10 protein-coding genes are annotated in these 16,796 nt (G+C 46.8%); 4 read left to right on the top strand and 6 right to left on the bottom strand.

Going from position 1 to position 16,796, the window contains the following annotated elements:
• Positions 1-326: 326 nt before the first annotated feature.
• The 5 genes from ACXAFI_RS07175 to ACXAFI_RS07155 form a co-directional block, all read right to left on the bottom strand.
• Complete coding sequence (locus tag ACXAFI_RS07175; protein WP_475108239.1) at positions 327-3,947, bottom strand: amino acid adenylation domain-containing protein; 3,621 nt, start codon at positions 3,945-3,947, stop codon at positions 327-329.
• 1,063 nt (positions 3,948-5,010) lie between these two features.
• A complete protein-coding gene (locus ACXAFI_RS07170; protein WP_475108238.1) occupies positions 5,011-6,261 on the bottom strand; it encodes an anthrax toxin-like adenylyl cyclase domain-containing protein in 1,251 nt (416 codons plus the stop codon).
• Between the two features lie 696 nt (positions 6,262-6,957).
• Positions 6,958-7,698: a YopT-type cysteine protease domain-containing protein gene (locus ACXAFI_RS07165; RefSeq protein WP_475108237.1), complete on the bottom strand. Its 741-nt coding sequence runs from the start codon at positions 7,696-7,698 to the stop codon at positions 6,958-6,960.
• 640 nt (positions 7,699-8,338) lie between these two features.
• Positions 8,339-9,562 carry an enterotoxin (HBL) gene (locus ACXAFI_RS07160; protein ID WP_475108236.1) on the bottom strand — a complete coding sequence of 408 codons (1,224 nt, stop codon included), beginning with the start codon at positions 9,560-9,562 and terminating at the stop codon, positions 8,339-8,341.
• A gap of 389 nt (positions 9,563-9,951) precedes the next feature.
• Positions 9,952-10,386: a hypothetical protein gene (locus ACXAFI_RS07155; protein ID WP_475108235.1), complete on the bottom strand. Its 435-nt coding sequence runs from the start codon at positions 10,384-10,386 to the stop codon at positions 9,952-9,954.
• Between the two features lie 327 nt (positions 10,387-10,713).
• Between ACXAFI_RS07155 and ACXAFI_RS07150 the strand changes: the two genes are divergently transcribed.
• The 3 genes from ACXAFI_RS07150 to ACXAFI_RS07140 are packed head-to-tail and all read left to right on the top strand — an operon-like array spanning position 10,714 to position 14,073.
• A complete protein-coding gene (locus ACXAFI_RS07150; protein WP_475108234.1) occupies positions 10,714-12,294 on the top strand; it encodes a hypothetical protein in 1,581 nt (526 codons plus the stop codon).
• Positions 12,295-12,304: 10 nt separating this feature from the next.
• Positions 12,305-12,667, top strand: a complete 363-nt coding sequence (locus ACXAFI_RS07145; protein WP_444922451.1) for a hypothetical protein — start codon at positions 12,305-12,307, stop codon at positions 12,665-12,667.
• Positions 12,668-12,684: 17 nt separating this feature from the next.
• Entirely contained in the window at positions 12,685-14,073 is a 1,389-nt protein-coding gene (locus tag ACXAFI_RS07140) for a hypothetical protein (RefSeq protein WP_475108233.1), read from the top strand.
• 27 nt (positions 14,074-14,100) lie between these two features.
• On the opposite strand, the gene ACXAFI_RS07135 is transcribed toward ACXAFI_RS07140, so the two are convergent.
• A complete protein-coding gene (locus ACXAFI_RS07135) occupies positions 14,101-14,493 on the bottom strand; it encodes a hypothetical protein (protein WP_475108232.1) in 393 nt (130 codons plus the stop codon).
• A 543-nt stretch (positions 14,494-15,036) separates the two neighbouring features.
• Here ACXAFI_RS07135 and ACXAFI_RS07130 point away from each other — a divergent pair.
• Positions 15,037-16,761, top strand: a complete 1,725-nt coding sequence (locus ACXAFI_RS07130) for a hypothetical protein (protein WP_475108231.1) — start codon at positions 15,037-15,039, stop codon at positions 16,759-16,761.
• The last annotated feature ends 35 nt before the right edge of the window (positions 16,762-16,796 follow it).

The raw sequence follows: 16,796 nt of genomic DNA, 5'->3' as shown, positions 1-16,796 counted from the left end.
AAATACCTATAATTTTCTCATTATCTTGATTACCTGCAAATAGACAGAAACATAGATGTTATGCAATGTATATTGAAGGACGAGGACGAGGCATAATTTCAGCTACCAACCCACTAGAGTTGAGTCCATCTGGGACGGAAGTTTAGCACCTGCCTCGTTAACATGGTATTAACCGAAGAGATTAATATTTGACCAACCTTTAGGTCTAACACAGACCACACCAGGATTCCTACTGAAGGGTGATGGAAAACCAGTAACCTACTTTCCATAATGGCCCCTCATAACTTAATGAAGGACCAATTAGGTAGGTTACTTCTACAACTCAACTAGCAAATAGATTCCTCTTGACATAGTTCAAAGTCTGCAGAGTGCGTTGAACCCCGCCGTAGATCAGCCATACGTGCGATAAACCAAATAAAAGGTTCTACTTGGCCATTTAATACACAGCTTCCAGTGGAAATACTACGGAGTAACCCCTGGACATTCGAAGAGTGCAGTGCAGAAACTGCCTCCATATCTTTAAGCACCAGTGAACAGGAAGGCAAGCCAGAGATGTTGTGATCACTCAGTGTTGCATGTCCGTCGTAACATAAAATTCTGACTGGCTCCGATGGCTCAGAGACATGTACGGCCAAGGTCAGATTTGGAGTTGGGCCAGAATGACTCACCATAAATTGTTTAAGATAGCCTGAGAAAATCGTTGCCCAGTCTTCCACTACAGACTGCGCCCAGCCTAAGTCCATAGGTTCTTTTTCAGTCTGCACCAACAGAGCATCTACTTCTCGCTCTGCCTCGATAAGCGCTTGAACGGTCTTATCGACATCCTCTTTCGTATGAGCCGCCGAGCAGATCAGCCTGAGGCGGCCACGCCCTGGCTCTACAATGGGATAAGTCACTGCCGATGTTTGAACACCGCGTTTGTATAGTTCCTGCACAATAGCAAACAGTTTATCTTTGTCGCCAAAATGCGGCGTGACAATGGGTCCATCGCCCGTGCCCAAATCATAGCCCGCCTCTTCAAACTTCTGGCGCATGTAGCGGGTGGTATCCCAAAGCCGCTCTCTCAGTTGGTCGTCAGATCTCAAGCGGCGTAATGCGGTGAGTGCTGCAGCAATATCGGCAGGGCTGACCGAAGCCTGGAAAATGTAGGCTCTGGATGATGATCGCAACAGATCGATATATTCCTGCTTCGCCGCCACAACACCTCCAAGGCTCCCAAGCGCCTTACTCAGGGTTGTCATAATAAAATCGACCTGATCCGTAACCCCCTGAGCGGCACAAATGCCAGCGCCACCTTCGCCATAAAATCCGAACGAATGAGCTTCATCCACCAAAACGAGTGCATTATATTTCTTGGCCGTACGCACAATTTCAGCAACTGGTGCAGCGCCCTCCCCCATGCTGTAAACGCCTTCGAGAACTACAAGAACAGTACGGTAAGGAGACACTTCCGATTCGAGTACGGCTTCCAGGTCTGCGGCATTATTGTGTTGGAATGTTCTGATCGTGGCTCCACAAAGGCGGGCACCGTCAACGATCGATGCGTGGCATAGCTGGTCGATAACAACCACATCATCTTTGCCAAGAAGCCCGGCAACCGCACCGACATTTGCGGTATACCCAGTCGGGAAAAGGCAGGCACTGGGCTTTCCTACCAATTCAGCAAATTCCGTTTCGAACGCCAGGTGAAGATCCGTTAAACCCGACGCAGCCGCTGAGGTTCCCATACCAGTACCAAAATGCTTCGCAGCAGCAATGGATTCCTCAATCACCTGCTGATCCCGATTCAAGCCAAGATATAAATTGGTCGTCCAGATAATGGCTTCCTGCTCTTCATCGTTATACACATCGCTAACCGTACCACGAGTCGCACTGCCGGTACGCAACACTTTGCTGTAAGGGTTTCTGCGCTGGTCGTTAACCATGTGCATCACCTCCTGCACCAACTTACTCTTATCCATCGCAGACCAGGAAGGCGCTTTTGCGGCCTGGAATGTTGGGTGGCTTGACTGAATATGTGATTGGAAGTCGGCGAGAGAATCTGTTGCTACTGAGTGCGCTTTTTTTCTATATCCCCTGCCAATACCACTACTCATCAAGTCAATAATATGACTCGCCAGAGCTTCAGGAGTGGCGTACTCGTTAACTGCCTGTGGAGGTAATGTAAGCCCAACATTGTTCGTCAAGCGACGCGCAAACTCCAATGTTGTTAGTGAATCTAGGCCCAGCCCCGTAAACGAATGTTCTGGCGATACCTGTTCGGCATCGCCGATATTAAGTAGAGCGGCTACTTCCCCCTGAATAATCGACAGTACCGTAGCTTCCTGCTCATGCTTTGAACCCATCAAACGCTGCATCAGGTTGTTGGTGGAACCACTGCTGTTATCGTGTCCTTGTTCCCGATGGCTGCTCTTTTCCAACTCTATGAGCTGCTTTCGGTCGAGCTTGTCATTCGGTAAAAGTGGTAATTCCTCAAGATGCCTTACGATTTGAGGAACCATATATTTTGGCAGCCTCTCTGCCAAAAACTCTTTAATTGAAGTGTCTGTTGCTCTTTCATCCCGGCTCACAACAAAGACTGCGAGCATTTTCTGACCTATACCGCCCTCTACTGCCGCAGCTGCCGCTGCATCAATACCTGGCATAGATTCGAGTGTCGACTCGATCTCTTCAAGCTCTATCCGGTATCCTCTCACCTTCACCTGCTGATCGACCCGACCAAGAAATTCGATTTCTCCGTTCTCTGCCCACTGGCACAAATCCCCGGTTTTATATAAGCGTGAATCAGGGATTAAATCGGTAGGTTCCAGCTCAATAAAACGTTCTTTGGTTTTTTCCTCATCGTATAAGTACCCCCGTGCAAGCTTACTCCCTGCCAGATACAACTCTCCCGCGACGCCAGGAGAAACCGGCTGCATTTTGTCATCCAAAATATAAGCGCGGGAATTAGGTACGGACTTTCCGATTGTGACTATTTTAGAGCCAGGTGACACTTTAGCAATTGTGGAATACACCGTATCTTCTGTGGGTCCATAAGCATTGAAGAGCTTTAATCCGGGAGCCATAGCCTGTACTTGCTCAACCAGTGATCGCTTCAGCGCCTCACCACCAAAAACGAGACAACGTAGCTCTTCAGGTAATTTTTCTGTCGCCAGCAATGTCTGCATTGCCGAGGGCACGGTTACGCAGGTTCTCACTTGATTTGCTAAAGATAGCTTTGTCAGCTCAAGAATATTCTTGCCCAGTATTACCGTGCCCCCAAGCGACAGGGTGCCAAAAATTTCCATAACCGAAGTATCAAAACAAACTGAAGCTCCAGCAAAAACACCATTGAGCTCCTCCTCATTTAACAATTCGCCCATCGACTGGCACATAGCGACAATATTTTTATGCTCGACAGCAACACCTTTTGGCCGCCCGGTCGAGCCGGATGTGTAGATAACATAAGCCAAATCATTTTCGGACGGCTCTGCGCAGCGGATTGCCTTGGCACCCACTCTATCGATCCGTACCAACTCACGCACTCCCTCGCATAATTTTTCTGAAGTATCCCCATCCACAATGGCTGCCACCGCACCCGAATGTTCCAGCATATATCGAACCCGATCCCGCGGATATGCCGGATCTAAAGGCACATAGGCGCAACCTGCTCTCATCACACCAATTAAGGCAGCGACCAGTTCCCAGGAGCGATTCATGCACACTCCGACCAAAGAGCCTGGTATTACACCACGAGCTTCAAGCTCACCCGCAATGACATTGGACCGGGTAAGTAATTGATTGAAATCGATTGTCGTATTGCCATCAACAATTGCCTTGCGACCGGGGTGATGGTGCATTTGCCTTTCGATTAAATGCCAAACTGTCTCTCCCGATGATGGAAGGTTTGAGCATAGGGTTACATCACATTGAGACTTTATCTGGGGGCTATCAACAGAACTATTCACTAAATAATACCTTTTATTTTTATTCAAAGATCTAAAGTTACTTATTATTTTAATCAGAAATTTTTTAAACCTGGTTACAAACTCCTTACTTAACAGAATTGTAAAATGAAGGGCTTAAGCCAGATAGCGGGCGTAAACCGTTTATGGAGATTTCTCTCGATCTATACTTTAGCGATGTGGCGAGAATCACTCACTTCCGTTATGCAGAAGAGACGCCTTCGTCGACTTTGAGACAATACCACCGATCGTAGTGGAGCCGAATATTTTGGCCTCGACCTTCTTCAGGTTCAATGCTGCATCTAGATAATTTATCCACCCCCCGCTAACCGAGCCCCAGGCAATCTTCAGCCTAGCCCTATCATGTTGTAGCACGGCAGCCTGACCCCGCTGTTGATCGCAGATAATATCGATACTGTCAAAGAACCGCCCAAGCACTAGCAACTACTCTTCCCCAACCTAGTCCACGATATTATCTCCGCAAGGAATTGCGCAGAGTGTGACACATCTGCAATATCAATAACCCCAAGAGAAGCCGGACAGAAAAACACATCGTATTCCGTATCGCATAGCTGGCAGATCAGCTCTCAACCCAACAGATATCAGAACATCAGCCAGTGAAACCATAAGCGGCAAAGCTCATTGCCGCAAAAGTTGGCAATTACCCCGTGATACAGCGAGGGAAAAGAGAGAGTAAAACGGGAAGAGTTGATGATTATATCATCTGAGTTAAAAAATATTATTCAGACTGCATCAATATTCATTTTTTTCACATTATCCATCCAATTCGGATATTGATTAAGCCCATTGATAAAATCTACAACTGAACAAATAGAAATATAGGAAAGATGAATAAATTGTTGAATCGGCGACAAGCCTTTCATTCGGTGCGTCATTGATTAATAGAGTCCTTTTCAAGAAGAACTACGTAATAACTAAAGATCTGCGAAAGATACAAGATAGGATTTTCTTGATACTTTTGGTGAAAATTGAAAGTGAATTTGTCCAGCGTAAAAGCTAGTGGCCACCCGTTACGTGACCACTCTCATTCCAAACCAATAATTGGCTAAGCATTGTACCATGGGGGGACGATCCACTGCCCAAAGTGCCAGTTACGAGGTACAAGCCCCCCGTAAGCCTGCCCTAAGCGGTCGGGCTTGTTATTGGTAGGGTTCATTGCCCACCCCTCAGCCAGAGTAACCTTGACACCATTGATTGTACACATCGCGATAAACTCTCTAAATCCCTGCAAACTTTGAATGACCACTTCACGGCGAGCAGGAGTAAATGCAATAAGAGGCAAATCGACATCATTTACAAATGGGCGTGCGGCTTCGTCACTATGCCAGAGTACATTTCTTCTCGGGAATGGCCCCCAATGACCTCCCCCAGCTCTTGGAGTGTAGGCATTAGAGATTAAAGAGTTGACTGTCTGGCTTACTTCATAAATACGGTTAGTGATATTACCAAGTTTTGTACCCTGCCCTTGAGTTGTAAAATTTCTTTCTAGATGGGTTTCGATATGATGACGCTGCGACCAAGCTTGCACGGTGCCAAGAACACGACGGTCATCTCTGTACCTATCATATTTTTTGGCACCCTGCTTAAATGGCCAAATAGCAAATAGATCATAGTCTCCCGTAATGGCATTAAGTGGGTGTTCATTTCGGAACTGTCGATGTTCGACGGGATTGGTCATTGCCAGCAGCGGTTCGTACATATCTTTGTATTTGGTGTCATATTGAACAACAATATTTCCTCGCTCCTGGATAAATCCCGACTGCCTACTCTTTTCCTTATCAACATAAACACCCCACATATCCCCTAAACATGTGTTAACTTTGATAAGTGAGTAATGGAAAGTAATACCGCTAGGATGACTGGCTACCCCTTCATAGCGATCATTCGTTTTTCTTCTAACATTAATTTTCCCATTGCGGATGAGCCAATCAATCCTGTCTTGATGTAAACGAAGAGGCGTTGTTGAGGCAGTCCAGCCCGCAGCGGATTGTGTGTCGGTGAATGCCTCATGATGTTGATCTCGGTTATATCCTGCCTTTCCCATACCGTGTTTATTTAATCGGGGGTCGCGCAAAACAAAACCGGCCATAGGCCCCCAGTCACAAGACTTACCATGAATTCTAAAGCCTTTAGTGTCATATCCTTGCTCAAGTAACTGAGTACAGGTTGGCCCTGTTGCACGCACAATGATGACGCAACGATGCGATGCTGCAGTAACTTTAAATGCCTCTGCATGAGTGGCTGGGCAGCCTATAAGATTTTCACGCAATATAGCATTGTTAAATATAAGTTCCATACGTCAGCTTCCTGCCTGTAGGCTACTAGTGATATATTTTGAATTGAAAAAATTGAGTCAAAAAATAGGAATGTTCATAGTCAGCATTAGTGCTTAACACATTTATACCACAGTATAAAATCCCAATCGCCAATAAGGTGCCACTGAATCGCGTCATCATACCTTTACTGGACATTCAAAAATCTAACGGGCTACTCATAGACTCACTAGCTGTAAATGTCAGAGAGAAGCAGGCAAAGCTCATCAGGACTTTACCGATCATACCACCGACAATATCGACTATTGGGGTGAAATATTTTGCAACCTTACTTCTCCAGCTTGGGGACTATCTACTGCCAGTCGCACACTGAAGACACCAGTATCTTATCCACCGTCAAGGAGGATTGCTTTAGATTTTCACCCACTCTTTTTAGAATTTGGCCATTATTTCATTTTTTTCGACTATTTAATCCTTCGCGCTTTGAACAAGGACAAAAGAGCACTCAATATCATGATTGCCTGTTTGATAAAGAGGGAGGGATAGCCCAGAGTGGTAAAGATTCCGGCAGATTACTCTCTAGTCTGAGAGCGCGTCTAGTGACAGTGTAATCTACTGTTGACCAACCCCACTCCTTCCATTTTGACCACAAGTAAGGGAGTCAGTAACGCCCCTAGGAAGACTTTCGTCAATATCAACGGGGGCGCAAAAAAAATAATTCACCAAACCCTATTTGTGTAAGCTTTAACCTCCCAACTATCCCTGAACTGAATCCACCCAGACATATAAGCATGCCGATAATATGCAGTAAAGAAGTCGAAGAAATCATCCCTCGTTGCAAATCGATATTCACCATAATTAGGGTCAAAGAAAAGTGCACCAATATCTGAATTCACCCTGTCATCGGCTACCCAGGCAGCAACGGCATGTCCAGCCCGCGCTCCTGAAAAAGAAATATATGCATAAGCATCCCTCAAGCGACGCAATGCATTCACCAAGCTTACATTAATCGGAGGAATGGCTCTAGGCGGCGGGACCGGCTGTCCGGGCCGTATAACGACCATATTATTAACCGCCTCATCAATGGAGCTGTTACACCAACGCATCTCCTTATGTAATCCATGGTTTATAAGCCAATTTTCAATATTTATGCACTGACGCCCATTTCCATGAGTCCACGTATGAAAATCTCTCCCCACCTTAATCAGCTCACCAACATTTAAGGATCGATAAGTACGTACAGAAAATGAACCCAACCGATGAATTCTGGGTGTCAGCCCTAATTTTGCCGGCAGACTTTCGTCATCTTTTGCATTTGTCTTTATCCAGTGAGCGGCTAATGCCGCACAAATCCCAAATGCACCAAACCTAAAGTAGAAAATATAGGTACGAGGCGATGACTGTGAAAATCCCCAGGTTTTCACACCATTATTCTGCCTGGCAATTCTATTAACACCCATGTCACTCTTACTCCCTGTCTCAATTAACTTTTTTTCAGAAAATCTAATACTGGAATCACATTCAAACCACGAAAGACTTAACTTAAATCAATCACGTATAAAGCTATGTACATACTTTACCCAAAATCTCAAATATCCACTTTCAATTTCAGGCATTTATTTTTAACTTTTCAATAAGTTGAGTAGCAAGTAAGCACTATCGTACAAGGAAAAGATTCCACAGGAAGCAAATACCAAGCTATGAATCATCCTCTATAAAGTCCTCGAACATCAGTAAAAGAAAGCACTTTAGTTACCCTGGTGTCTGAGCCAGATTAGAAAATGAAGAAGGTGATACCGTAAGCCAATGAATTGTTATGCCCGTTGAGCTTTATAAAAGAGGAGGACTAATCATCATGGGCTCCTCCGCAGCTCATTCACTGCTTGGGCGCAGACTCGATGATTTGATAGATATCCCTTGGGGGGGGGGGTACTGACAGAATTTTTTATTACTGAAACCCATTACAAAGAGTAAAGATAAGTTCCTTCAAACCACAAGAAAAGGGGCAGCTCAAGTACAAGGTAGCTACTAGCTTTAGAAACAAAAAAAGGCTTATCTCCTTTGAAATAAGCCTTTGAAGCTTAATTATTCATCTATTTTCTAGAGGCTGTTGTAGTACTGAATCACACCAACCGTTTTTCCGCTGGCAAAGGCTGACTGAACCTGATCTGAACTCATACCAATTGTTAGATCTGCATCATTCACATTAAGATCAAGATACAAGCTTCCCGCCTGGGAGTAGGCATCGTCCCATTCAGTAATCGCATCATTAAGATCATTGATTACCGCTGTGTAGTTAGCCCCTTCTTCATCTGCAATGGCTGTCTGAATATCACTAACAGCTGCTGCCACATCATTTTCAAGGGTTTGCCACTCCTGCAATACAGCCTGCAGATTTTCTTCAACTTGCTGAGTCTCGTCGGCTAGCTGGCCAAAACTTTGCGATAACATCTGAAGAGTAGAGACATCCGCAGTAACCAGATCCATTTCTGCTTGCTTATCCTGGATGCTCTTTTGATCTGCAACAATTTTAGCGGCATCCAAAGCAATAAAGGTGGTTGCCACCGCAGCGACTGGCCCCATAACGAACCAGGTCAGCAGTCCTTCTGGGAAAGCCACAATAGAGGCTACGGTTCCCAGGGAGATGGCTGTAGCATCTGCGATACCAAGTGCTACTATGCTAGCGGTTAGTGATTTGATATCTGCCTGTAGATTTTTGATGTCGTTCTTTAAATCAGCAATTTTTTGTTCATCAGCCTGTGCATCCTGAACAGACTTATCGGCAATTGACTGCAATTGCGACGCCATATCGGGCAGTTTATCTTGGAACCCCTGAATAGCCTGAATTGCTCCGCTAATAAAGGTCGAAACCAGACCCAATTGAGACGTTATCGAGTTCAGATCATTCTTCAGGATATTAAGAGCCGATGTATTACTGGGGTCACTCTCGAGTGTATTCGCCTGGGTTAAGGCATCCTGCAATAGCTCGCTGATAATCCCATTGTAGCTCTGTACTTCACCGGGTACATCCAAGAGCCTGGCCAGTACATTATTCACCCAATCAAGCGCATCTGAATTGGCCTGAGTATAGGCCGCGACAAAGTCGCTCCAATCCGGCGGATTTTGATTTAAGGTAGGCAAGCTTGAGGACAAAACGCTGGTTACCAGAGTGTTTATCGCAACAACATTTTGCTTATAAGTATTCTGGGTATCGCGTATGGACTGAGCACTACGATTAAAAGCTTTAGCCAGTGAAAGTTTCACCACCACTGGACTAGAACCTTTTTCCGCCACCAAATCTACGTCATCACTTACCTGTGACATATTTATTTCTCTCTTAATGATTATTTAAGATGAAACCTGAGACCTCCAAGAAAAAAACCTTGACTTAGGCGCCACCCAATATAGCAAGGTTTACCGGACATCAATATGCCACCACTTATAATGAATCGAAAATATAAAATTCTTTATATTCATATCGCTAATAAAGAGCACGGCGCCAAGCAAGTTAATTTTAAAATAATCAACCAACTCGACAATAAGGAATAGATTCGCCTAAGGAAAGCTTTAAGGGTTTCACCCCTTATTCGATCCGATATAATCATGACTATTCACTGGGTTAAGCTAATCTAATCAAAATTCTCGTCTCACCAACAAAAGCAGGAGCCAATAGCTATTGTAACTCTAGCTGTATTTCATAAATCGTCAGAAGTTTAAAGCTTGATTAAACCGTTCCTAAATTTATATAAGGCTCTTTCCTCATCGTAACTGAGACGTCGACGTGAAACGGCTAAGCAACAAAGTACATTCAGCAGTGGCAACAAAAAAGTATATATAGAAATACCACCAAAACTGACCCAAAGAGAAACAATCAGCCCGCAGAACAACCCAGGAATAAGCCGATACTTCACTGTCACCGGCCTTCCCATAAATTTCACTAAAATCCCTGCAACAAAACCAGGAATAACGTAAACGTACAAGGGAATAATCCCTTGCGCAAAAGATAGTGCGATCAAGGTCCCTAGGGTTCCCAGCAGAACGGCAAGTAGTGAAAGCAACAGGCTTTGCTCTTTTAACAAGCGGCTGATCAATGCGTGACTCGGACTGACCTCCAGATCACTTTTTGGGCTTTTATAGTTTTCATTCATTTTTATTGATGCATCACTGTTAAAAAATCAGGCTGGATTATAAAGGACATTGTCGCTTTGACATACAGATAAGCCTTTATTTTACCAACAGCTTTAATACTGGCTTTAATCTTGGGCCGGATACGGTGCCCATATATCTAGCTCCATACATCCAGGGCCTTATATTGGCGGAATAAAAACCTGTGCCTACACAACCAATTAACCAAATTTCCCTATAAACATACGACCTTGTGGCAATTTACTATCATTACTACCGTGCCATATAGAAAGGATTGCACTCCCGCCAATAGTGAATATTGAGCCTACTCCCGCATCCAGGAGGCATAGATGCCAATGGCCATTGATCGTCACAACACACTGACTGATTCTTTAAAGCGCGCCCGGTTTGACTGGCTACCGGCCTATTCCACACAGCCGCTTGAGTTATTGCGCCTCTTTCGTGAGACCTTAGCGCTACAAAAGCCGATCCTGTCTCGCTCTTGGAGACAACTGGAGGGGCAGGCGCGCTTGTGTATGGGATTGGGCTATGCAGAGTATCGCAACCTCCAGAGCCAACTGGAAAGTTCAGCCCATATTAACAAGCTACATCACCGTATGGGTTCAGAGTTCCTTTTTGTGCTTCGAAGCATTGCTATCAGTGGTGATCGGGATCAGTGGGTTAAAAATCTTAAGGACAGGCTTCGCAACAAAAACCTCGCTGAACGCTTGAACAAACTACTCGCAAAGGCGGAAGAACTGACTGGGAATAAACTCTCTGAACAAACGCTCACACGTTTGCACAAAAAAATCACCGGGCTGGAAGAAAGGCTAAACCCACAGGAATCAATGGTTGGCTTAGCCAATGGCGAGACAAAAAACATCGACCTGTTGAAGCCTTTCCTTCCTGAAAACGAGGCCTCAACATCCATCAGGGTAAACAGCACAGCGGATGCCGTCGTTATGTGTCTGTGCCGAGGTTTGCAGGCCCTGGCACAGGCTCAATTCAATATTGCCCTAAGTACAGACATCCCCGGTACCGAATTTTCCAAGCAGAGCATTTCCACGATTAAGGCAATTACAGAGAACTTTGCCAATCAGCTCACAATGGGACAAAAACGTATTTATAGCGCCCTGCTTTTAAATGAACCCAAAAGAATTACCCAGGCATGCCTGATATTTGCCGGCAATATTGAAAGTCAGCTCCCCCAATTTGTGGGAGCCCAGGCTGTCATACACAATGCCATCGAAGAATTATTGCAACGCGGCAGTGGTGGCTTGGCGGAAAAGCTTGGAGATCTCGCAGTTGATGCGCACTTTCTCACCCGAACCGCCATCGCAAGCCATGCCGCCTGTTATCGGCTAGCCATCGGTTGCGAAGATTTTAATACCGATAAAGATGTAAAAGCCCTCCTGAAAAATATTCCCTCTATGGCTTTCTCTACTCCCCTGCCCAATGGCAAAAATGTAGAGCTATCGAAGCTTAAAAACAGCTCGGAGGGTGAGTTTGTTGAAATCAGAGGCTTTGTCGAAGAGGTCAGTTCACCTGCCCAGGAAGGCGGCATGCTGCTCAGCCATCTAGTATTGAGGGACCCATCTAGTATGGCCTTGGCAAATGCCGTAGTGCGTTTTGCCCACCTACCCCATGCCGGCGTCTGTCAGGGGGCTTTTTGCAGGCTCAGTGGCATCTACCGGCAACACTCAAGCCTGTTTGATGGCAAAGCCGCCGTTGAAGTCGACACTCTGGCCCTGGCTGAGATCGCTGAATCCAGTTTTGGGGTCAGTTTCTTGAGGCTCGCCAGCCGCTGGTTCCACCCCTGGCGCAGTAATTCCAACCTCTACTGGTCTCTCGGTCCCCACAAAGCCGAAGAGGACACCGAAGCCACCCTGGGCGCCGGTGAATTGCTCTTTACGCCCCTTATTCGTCAGTAGGAGTGCGACTATGCCACCAGATGATGGATGCATGACGGAGCTGGACAGAGTCCACGACCAGATTGCAGAACTAGAAGTATTACTGGCAATGGCACAGCTGGCAAAAGCCGAATGGCACGCCGCCAAAGAAGCCGTGCGCGCAGAGTGCCTGGAAACGGCGATACCCAATCTGCCCAATTTGCATCAAAAGGATGAATTCGACTTTCCCATAGAGCCTATGGACCACGCGGTAGCCGAATGTATAGAAACCCATCCAGATGTATTCGAGGCCTGGGACCTGTTCGAACAGATAGCCCTGGAGCTCGAAATCGAACTGGAAGTGGCCCACGCACTACTCGATGAATACAAAGCCTGCTCTCACGCGCTTATTTAAGGGGCATCGGCTGGCAAATGACTAGCATGCGGTTTATCGCCAACCTGCGCCGACAAACTCTAGAGGCCTTTGCCGATCACAGAGTTAACGCCGCAGGCTACCTCCTATCTGCCCACCGAATTACCACCCCCAATCTACAAATGGCGGCAGAGGTTCGCCGCAGAGAGCTACCTCTCTTTGCCGATAACGGAACCAAGCAACTGATCGACGCCGTTATTTCTCAATTCTACCAAGAAGCCCGCCAAGTCACTCAGCGGGTAAAAGTCCTGCGACGTCAGCTGGGACAGCTACCCCGCGGCCGTCAAGTCCCAAAAGATTTACGCATACTGGCGGATACACTGGCAGAGAAAGTGCTAGCCATTTGTAGTGGGCAATCCAATACCATCGATACGGAAACATTGCTGCAACGCCAGCTGTTAATGCACCCCACTCACCTGATCGCTCAGGAAGATTTCGCCACAACTTGCCTGGTGGCTCTAGATCTGGAGCGTGAAATTACCGGCTGGCGGCCGGAGCGTATCGCCGCGCGCAATCGCCAGAGCCTGAGGCTATGGGAGAAGGTTGCTGAACACCCTCTATGCCAGGAGTTAAATGTTTATGCGGTGCTAAGCGCCATGGACTACAACACCGCCCGAGACGCTGGCCGACTAGCGGCAGAGGCCGGGGCGGATTCCGCAGCCATAGGCTTGGCCGGCATTTGTGGAGATTTGAATGCAACCGATTTCTATGTACTCGGTCGAGCCTCATTCAAGCTGGCCCGGCCGGTCCCCCGCCGCTATGTACGCTTGGCGCAAGTATTAAAAGGCATCGCAGATGGCTACCGAGATGGCAATCGACCTCTGGTGAAATTCCACTGCCTGGGTCTCGGTGCTCCATCGCTGCTGCCCATTGCCGCAGCTGCCCTGCCGACCAATACCCAGATTACTGCCGATGCCACCAGCCCAATTCATGCCGCTGCCAAAGACCGCGTGCTCTACGACCCGGAGAATTTTGGTGACCGAGCAAGTACCAGAGAAATCGTTGAGCGAATAGTAAAAGGGGGCAACTGGCCCTTCCTCAGCCCATTTACCCAATCTTTCAAGCAACGTTTTGGACACGACCCCGAAGCCGCCCGAGACTGGTGGAAAGCCAATGGACAGCCACCTATTAGCAGGGAAACCTTACAACAACCCAGCAATCTCACCGCGGCAATGCCGCTATTCTGCGAAGCAGATCCTCTCATTCGCCCTATCGCACGGGATACCTGGATCGCACACAATCACTGGGTTCTGGGTGAGTTAACCGAAGGTCGCAGTGGTCCGCAGAGACGAGAGCTGGCCCACAACATTATCGATCACTGGCTGGAGGGGCCTTCAACAACAACCAGCCGGGGCTTGAAAGCCGCCAAAAGAATCCTGCTAATGTAAACTGGTCAATAAAAGAACCAAGTGGAGTTACTCAGCCCACTTTATGGTAAGCGCGGTAACAATCCCCCAGATCCAATTAAAAAATACTACAAAAATTGGGGTAAGCGCCCCCAGCTCAAGCCCTGCCATACCTTTACCGGCCATCACAGGAAAAACAACAAAAAGCTGGAACGCCGTGGGGAGTAGGCTCAGGATGCTTCCTTTTAACAACAGCTTTGATGGTAAGAAAGGAAGAATAAAAAACAGACCCCAAATGCCACCCCATACCACTCTGGGATATAGCCATTCAGCAGATAAAGTAGGGGTGATAGAGACCCCCAGAAATGGGGTTATTCCAAACTCCCCAAACAGCCAGACCACAAGGCTATTTGCCACAGCCCCCAAACAGCCGGCCGCAAAGAAAATTAGTAGTTTTTTCATTTTTTGTCTCAGAATCTTTAGAAGCCTATACCTCTAAATCTTAAACGCCGACTTCAAAGTAGCAAACTTAAATCCGCGCCAAGATTTCACGCCTGAATAAATTAGAAACCTCCAAGCCAAGCTCCTTATCAACAGACCAACACCACTACTACAAATTTTTACGGCAGTAAAAAGTAGCAACCGTTCAACGCCCTTTATTCGAGCCCTTCTGCACAGCCCTCAAAAGACTACAAAACCCACCAACCTGTAATAGACCATCTACTCCCTAAGCAAATAGCAAACTTATTTTTAATACCATACCGTACCAATTAACAAACACTAAAATTCATTGTTAAGACATAAAAAATAAACAATCAGGCCCAAAAGAAACCTGAGCAAAAATATATTTTAAAAGTGAGAACCAAGGGACCCAACTGATCGAATCGGCAACCTTCAGCGAGAGAAAATACCTATCGTTTAATCCAAGAAATTCCTGTAATACACAAGTGGTACATTTATGGTGTTTAACACCAGAAATCAAAATCAATATAGGAACAAGTACTGATGAAAGTACCAGTAGTAGGAATGCTGTACCCGATTTTTTTAGGATTGGCGATACATTCAGCCAGTGTCGATGCGCAGTCTTTTGATGAGGGCGCCTATCAAGATAGGCAATTGCAATATATTGAAGAGGGCGTTTCTTCCACTAATGATACCGCTGTCGTCTTACAGGCATACACCGGCGATGAGCTCAATTGGGAGGCGCTGAATAAGAATTTGGATGTCCTGCGCAATGGCGGCAAGAAGAATTCAGACTTCACCCTTACCAGGCTCATCCGTATCCTGTTTTTCCGCCCAGAAATTAAAGATGAACTCTTTGCTGCTTTGGACGGATACCACTTCTGGTTTAAGGAAGGCGGCACTGGGGATCACGTCTTCGCCTCTGAAAACCATATGATCATGTACACATCTGCCCAGTATCTTCTACAGGAAAAGTACGGTGCATTTGAAGACGACAGAACCTACAAGCGCTTAAAGCGCTACCTGGAAGTAAAAAACCAGTATGGTTTCTATGAGTTTTACTCCCCGGTCTATTACCCCTACACCCTATCTGCGCTACTTAATCTCGTCGATTTTTCTGAAGATGCAGAAATTCGCGAGCTGGCCACGGGCGCTGCGCAACGCTTGCTGCAGGACATACTGCTGGTCACCAACGACCAGGGCATCCTTTTCTCAGCCGCAGGCCGCAGTAATGATGGTTACCGCAGGAACGGTTCCGGTGGCAACATCAACCGCATCATTTACTTGCTAACGGGTCTCGGTAAGGAATCAGTGAGAACACCGAGTCCCGCAGGTGTAATGCTGGCCACCTCTGGCTTGGAAATTACCGATGACATCTTCAAGTATTTCGGTAAAGACCTGAATATGAATTACTCGGTAGGCCACTCTCTCGGCGATGCCAGAAACGATATTTATGCTGACTTCCCCCGCGAAGAGCGCGTGCCTTTCTATTGGAGTCAGGGAGCTTATTTCCACCCGGATGTAGCTGCCGATACCGCTTGGTTCGTCAGTAAATATCAGCTTGAAGGCTATGAAGGACTGAAAGCCTTCGACCAGTTCCTGGGGCTTTCAGAAGCTGCCGCCCCTGCTGCCGCCAAGGCCGGAGCGGTATTCAGCCGCAGCTCAGTGCTCTCTGGCGCTAACTTTTCCATGTATAAGGATGGCGGTGTGATGATGCACTCCATTCAGAATTACTGGGGTGGTCGCCAGGGCTATCAGCAAACGCCCTGGATCGCCACTACCGGCACCCAATCGGTCTGGGCGAAGGTTGGCGATGGCAATAGCACCATGCAAAACGATCACCATCCCAAGATTAAGCAGGTGAATAATGTTGCCGTAATTCAATACAACCCCTATCCGGCAATTGAACTGTTCCATTCCGGCGGCTCTAACGTGGCGCTACAATGGCCCGAAAGTTTCGAGGAGGAAAAGCGCAGCGGTAACTGGAAATTCGGCAAGGAAGACGACGGCTATATCGCCGTGCGCTACCCCTGCGGCAATGGTGACTCCAACACCGTCACCTGCGACTGGAACGAGCAAACCTGGGTAGTGATTATGGGTAGCGAGGAGCGCTATGGCAGCTTTGAAGCCTTTAGTCAAAAGGTGCTCAATGAGGTCAGCTACGATGCCGACTGGGAATGGCATGGCTCCTTCTGGAAAGGCACTCTGAAATATGTATACGACTCAGATGTGAAGTTTGATGGAACCGATATCAGCTTAACCTGGTAAGGGCGCCTTTCTTTAATTTAGGAGAGGGTTCATAC

It is taken from the genome of Microbulbifer sp. ABH2_005 (assembly GCF_056160005.1).
Note: the sequence above shows the minus strand (reverse complement) of the source record. Positions and strands in the feature narration are given on the sequence as shown.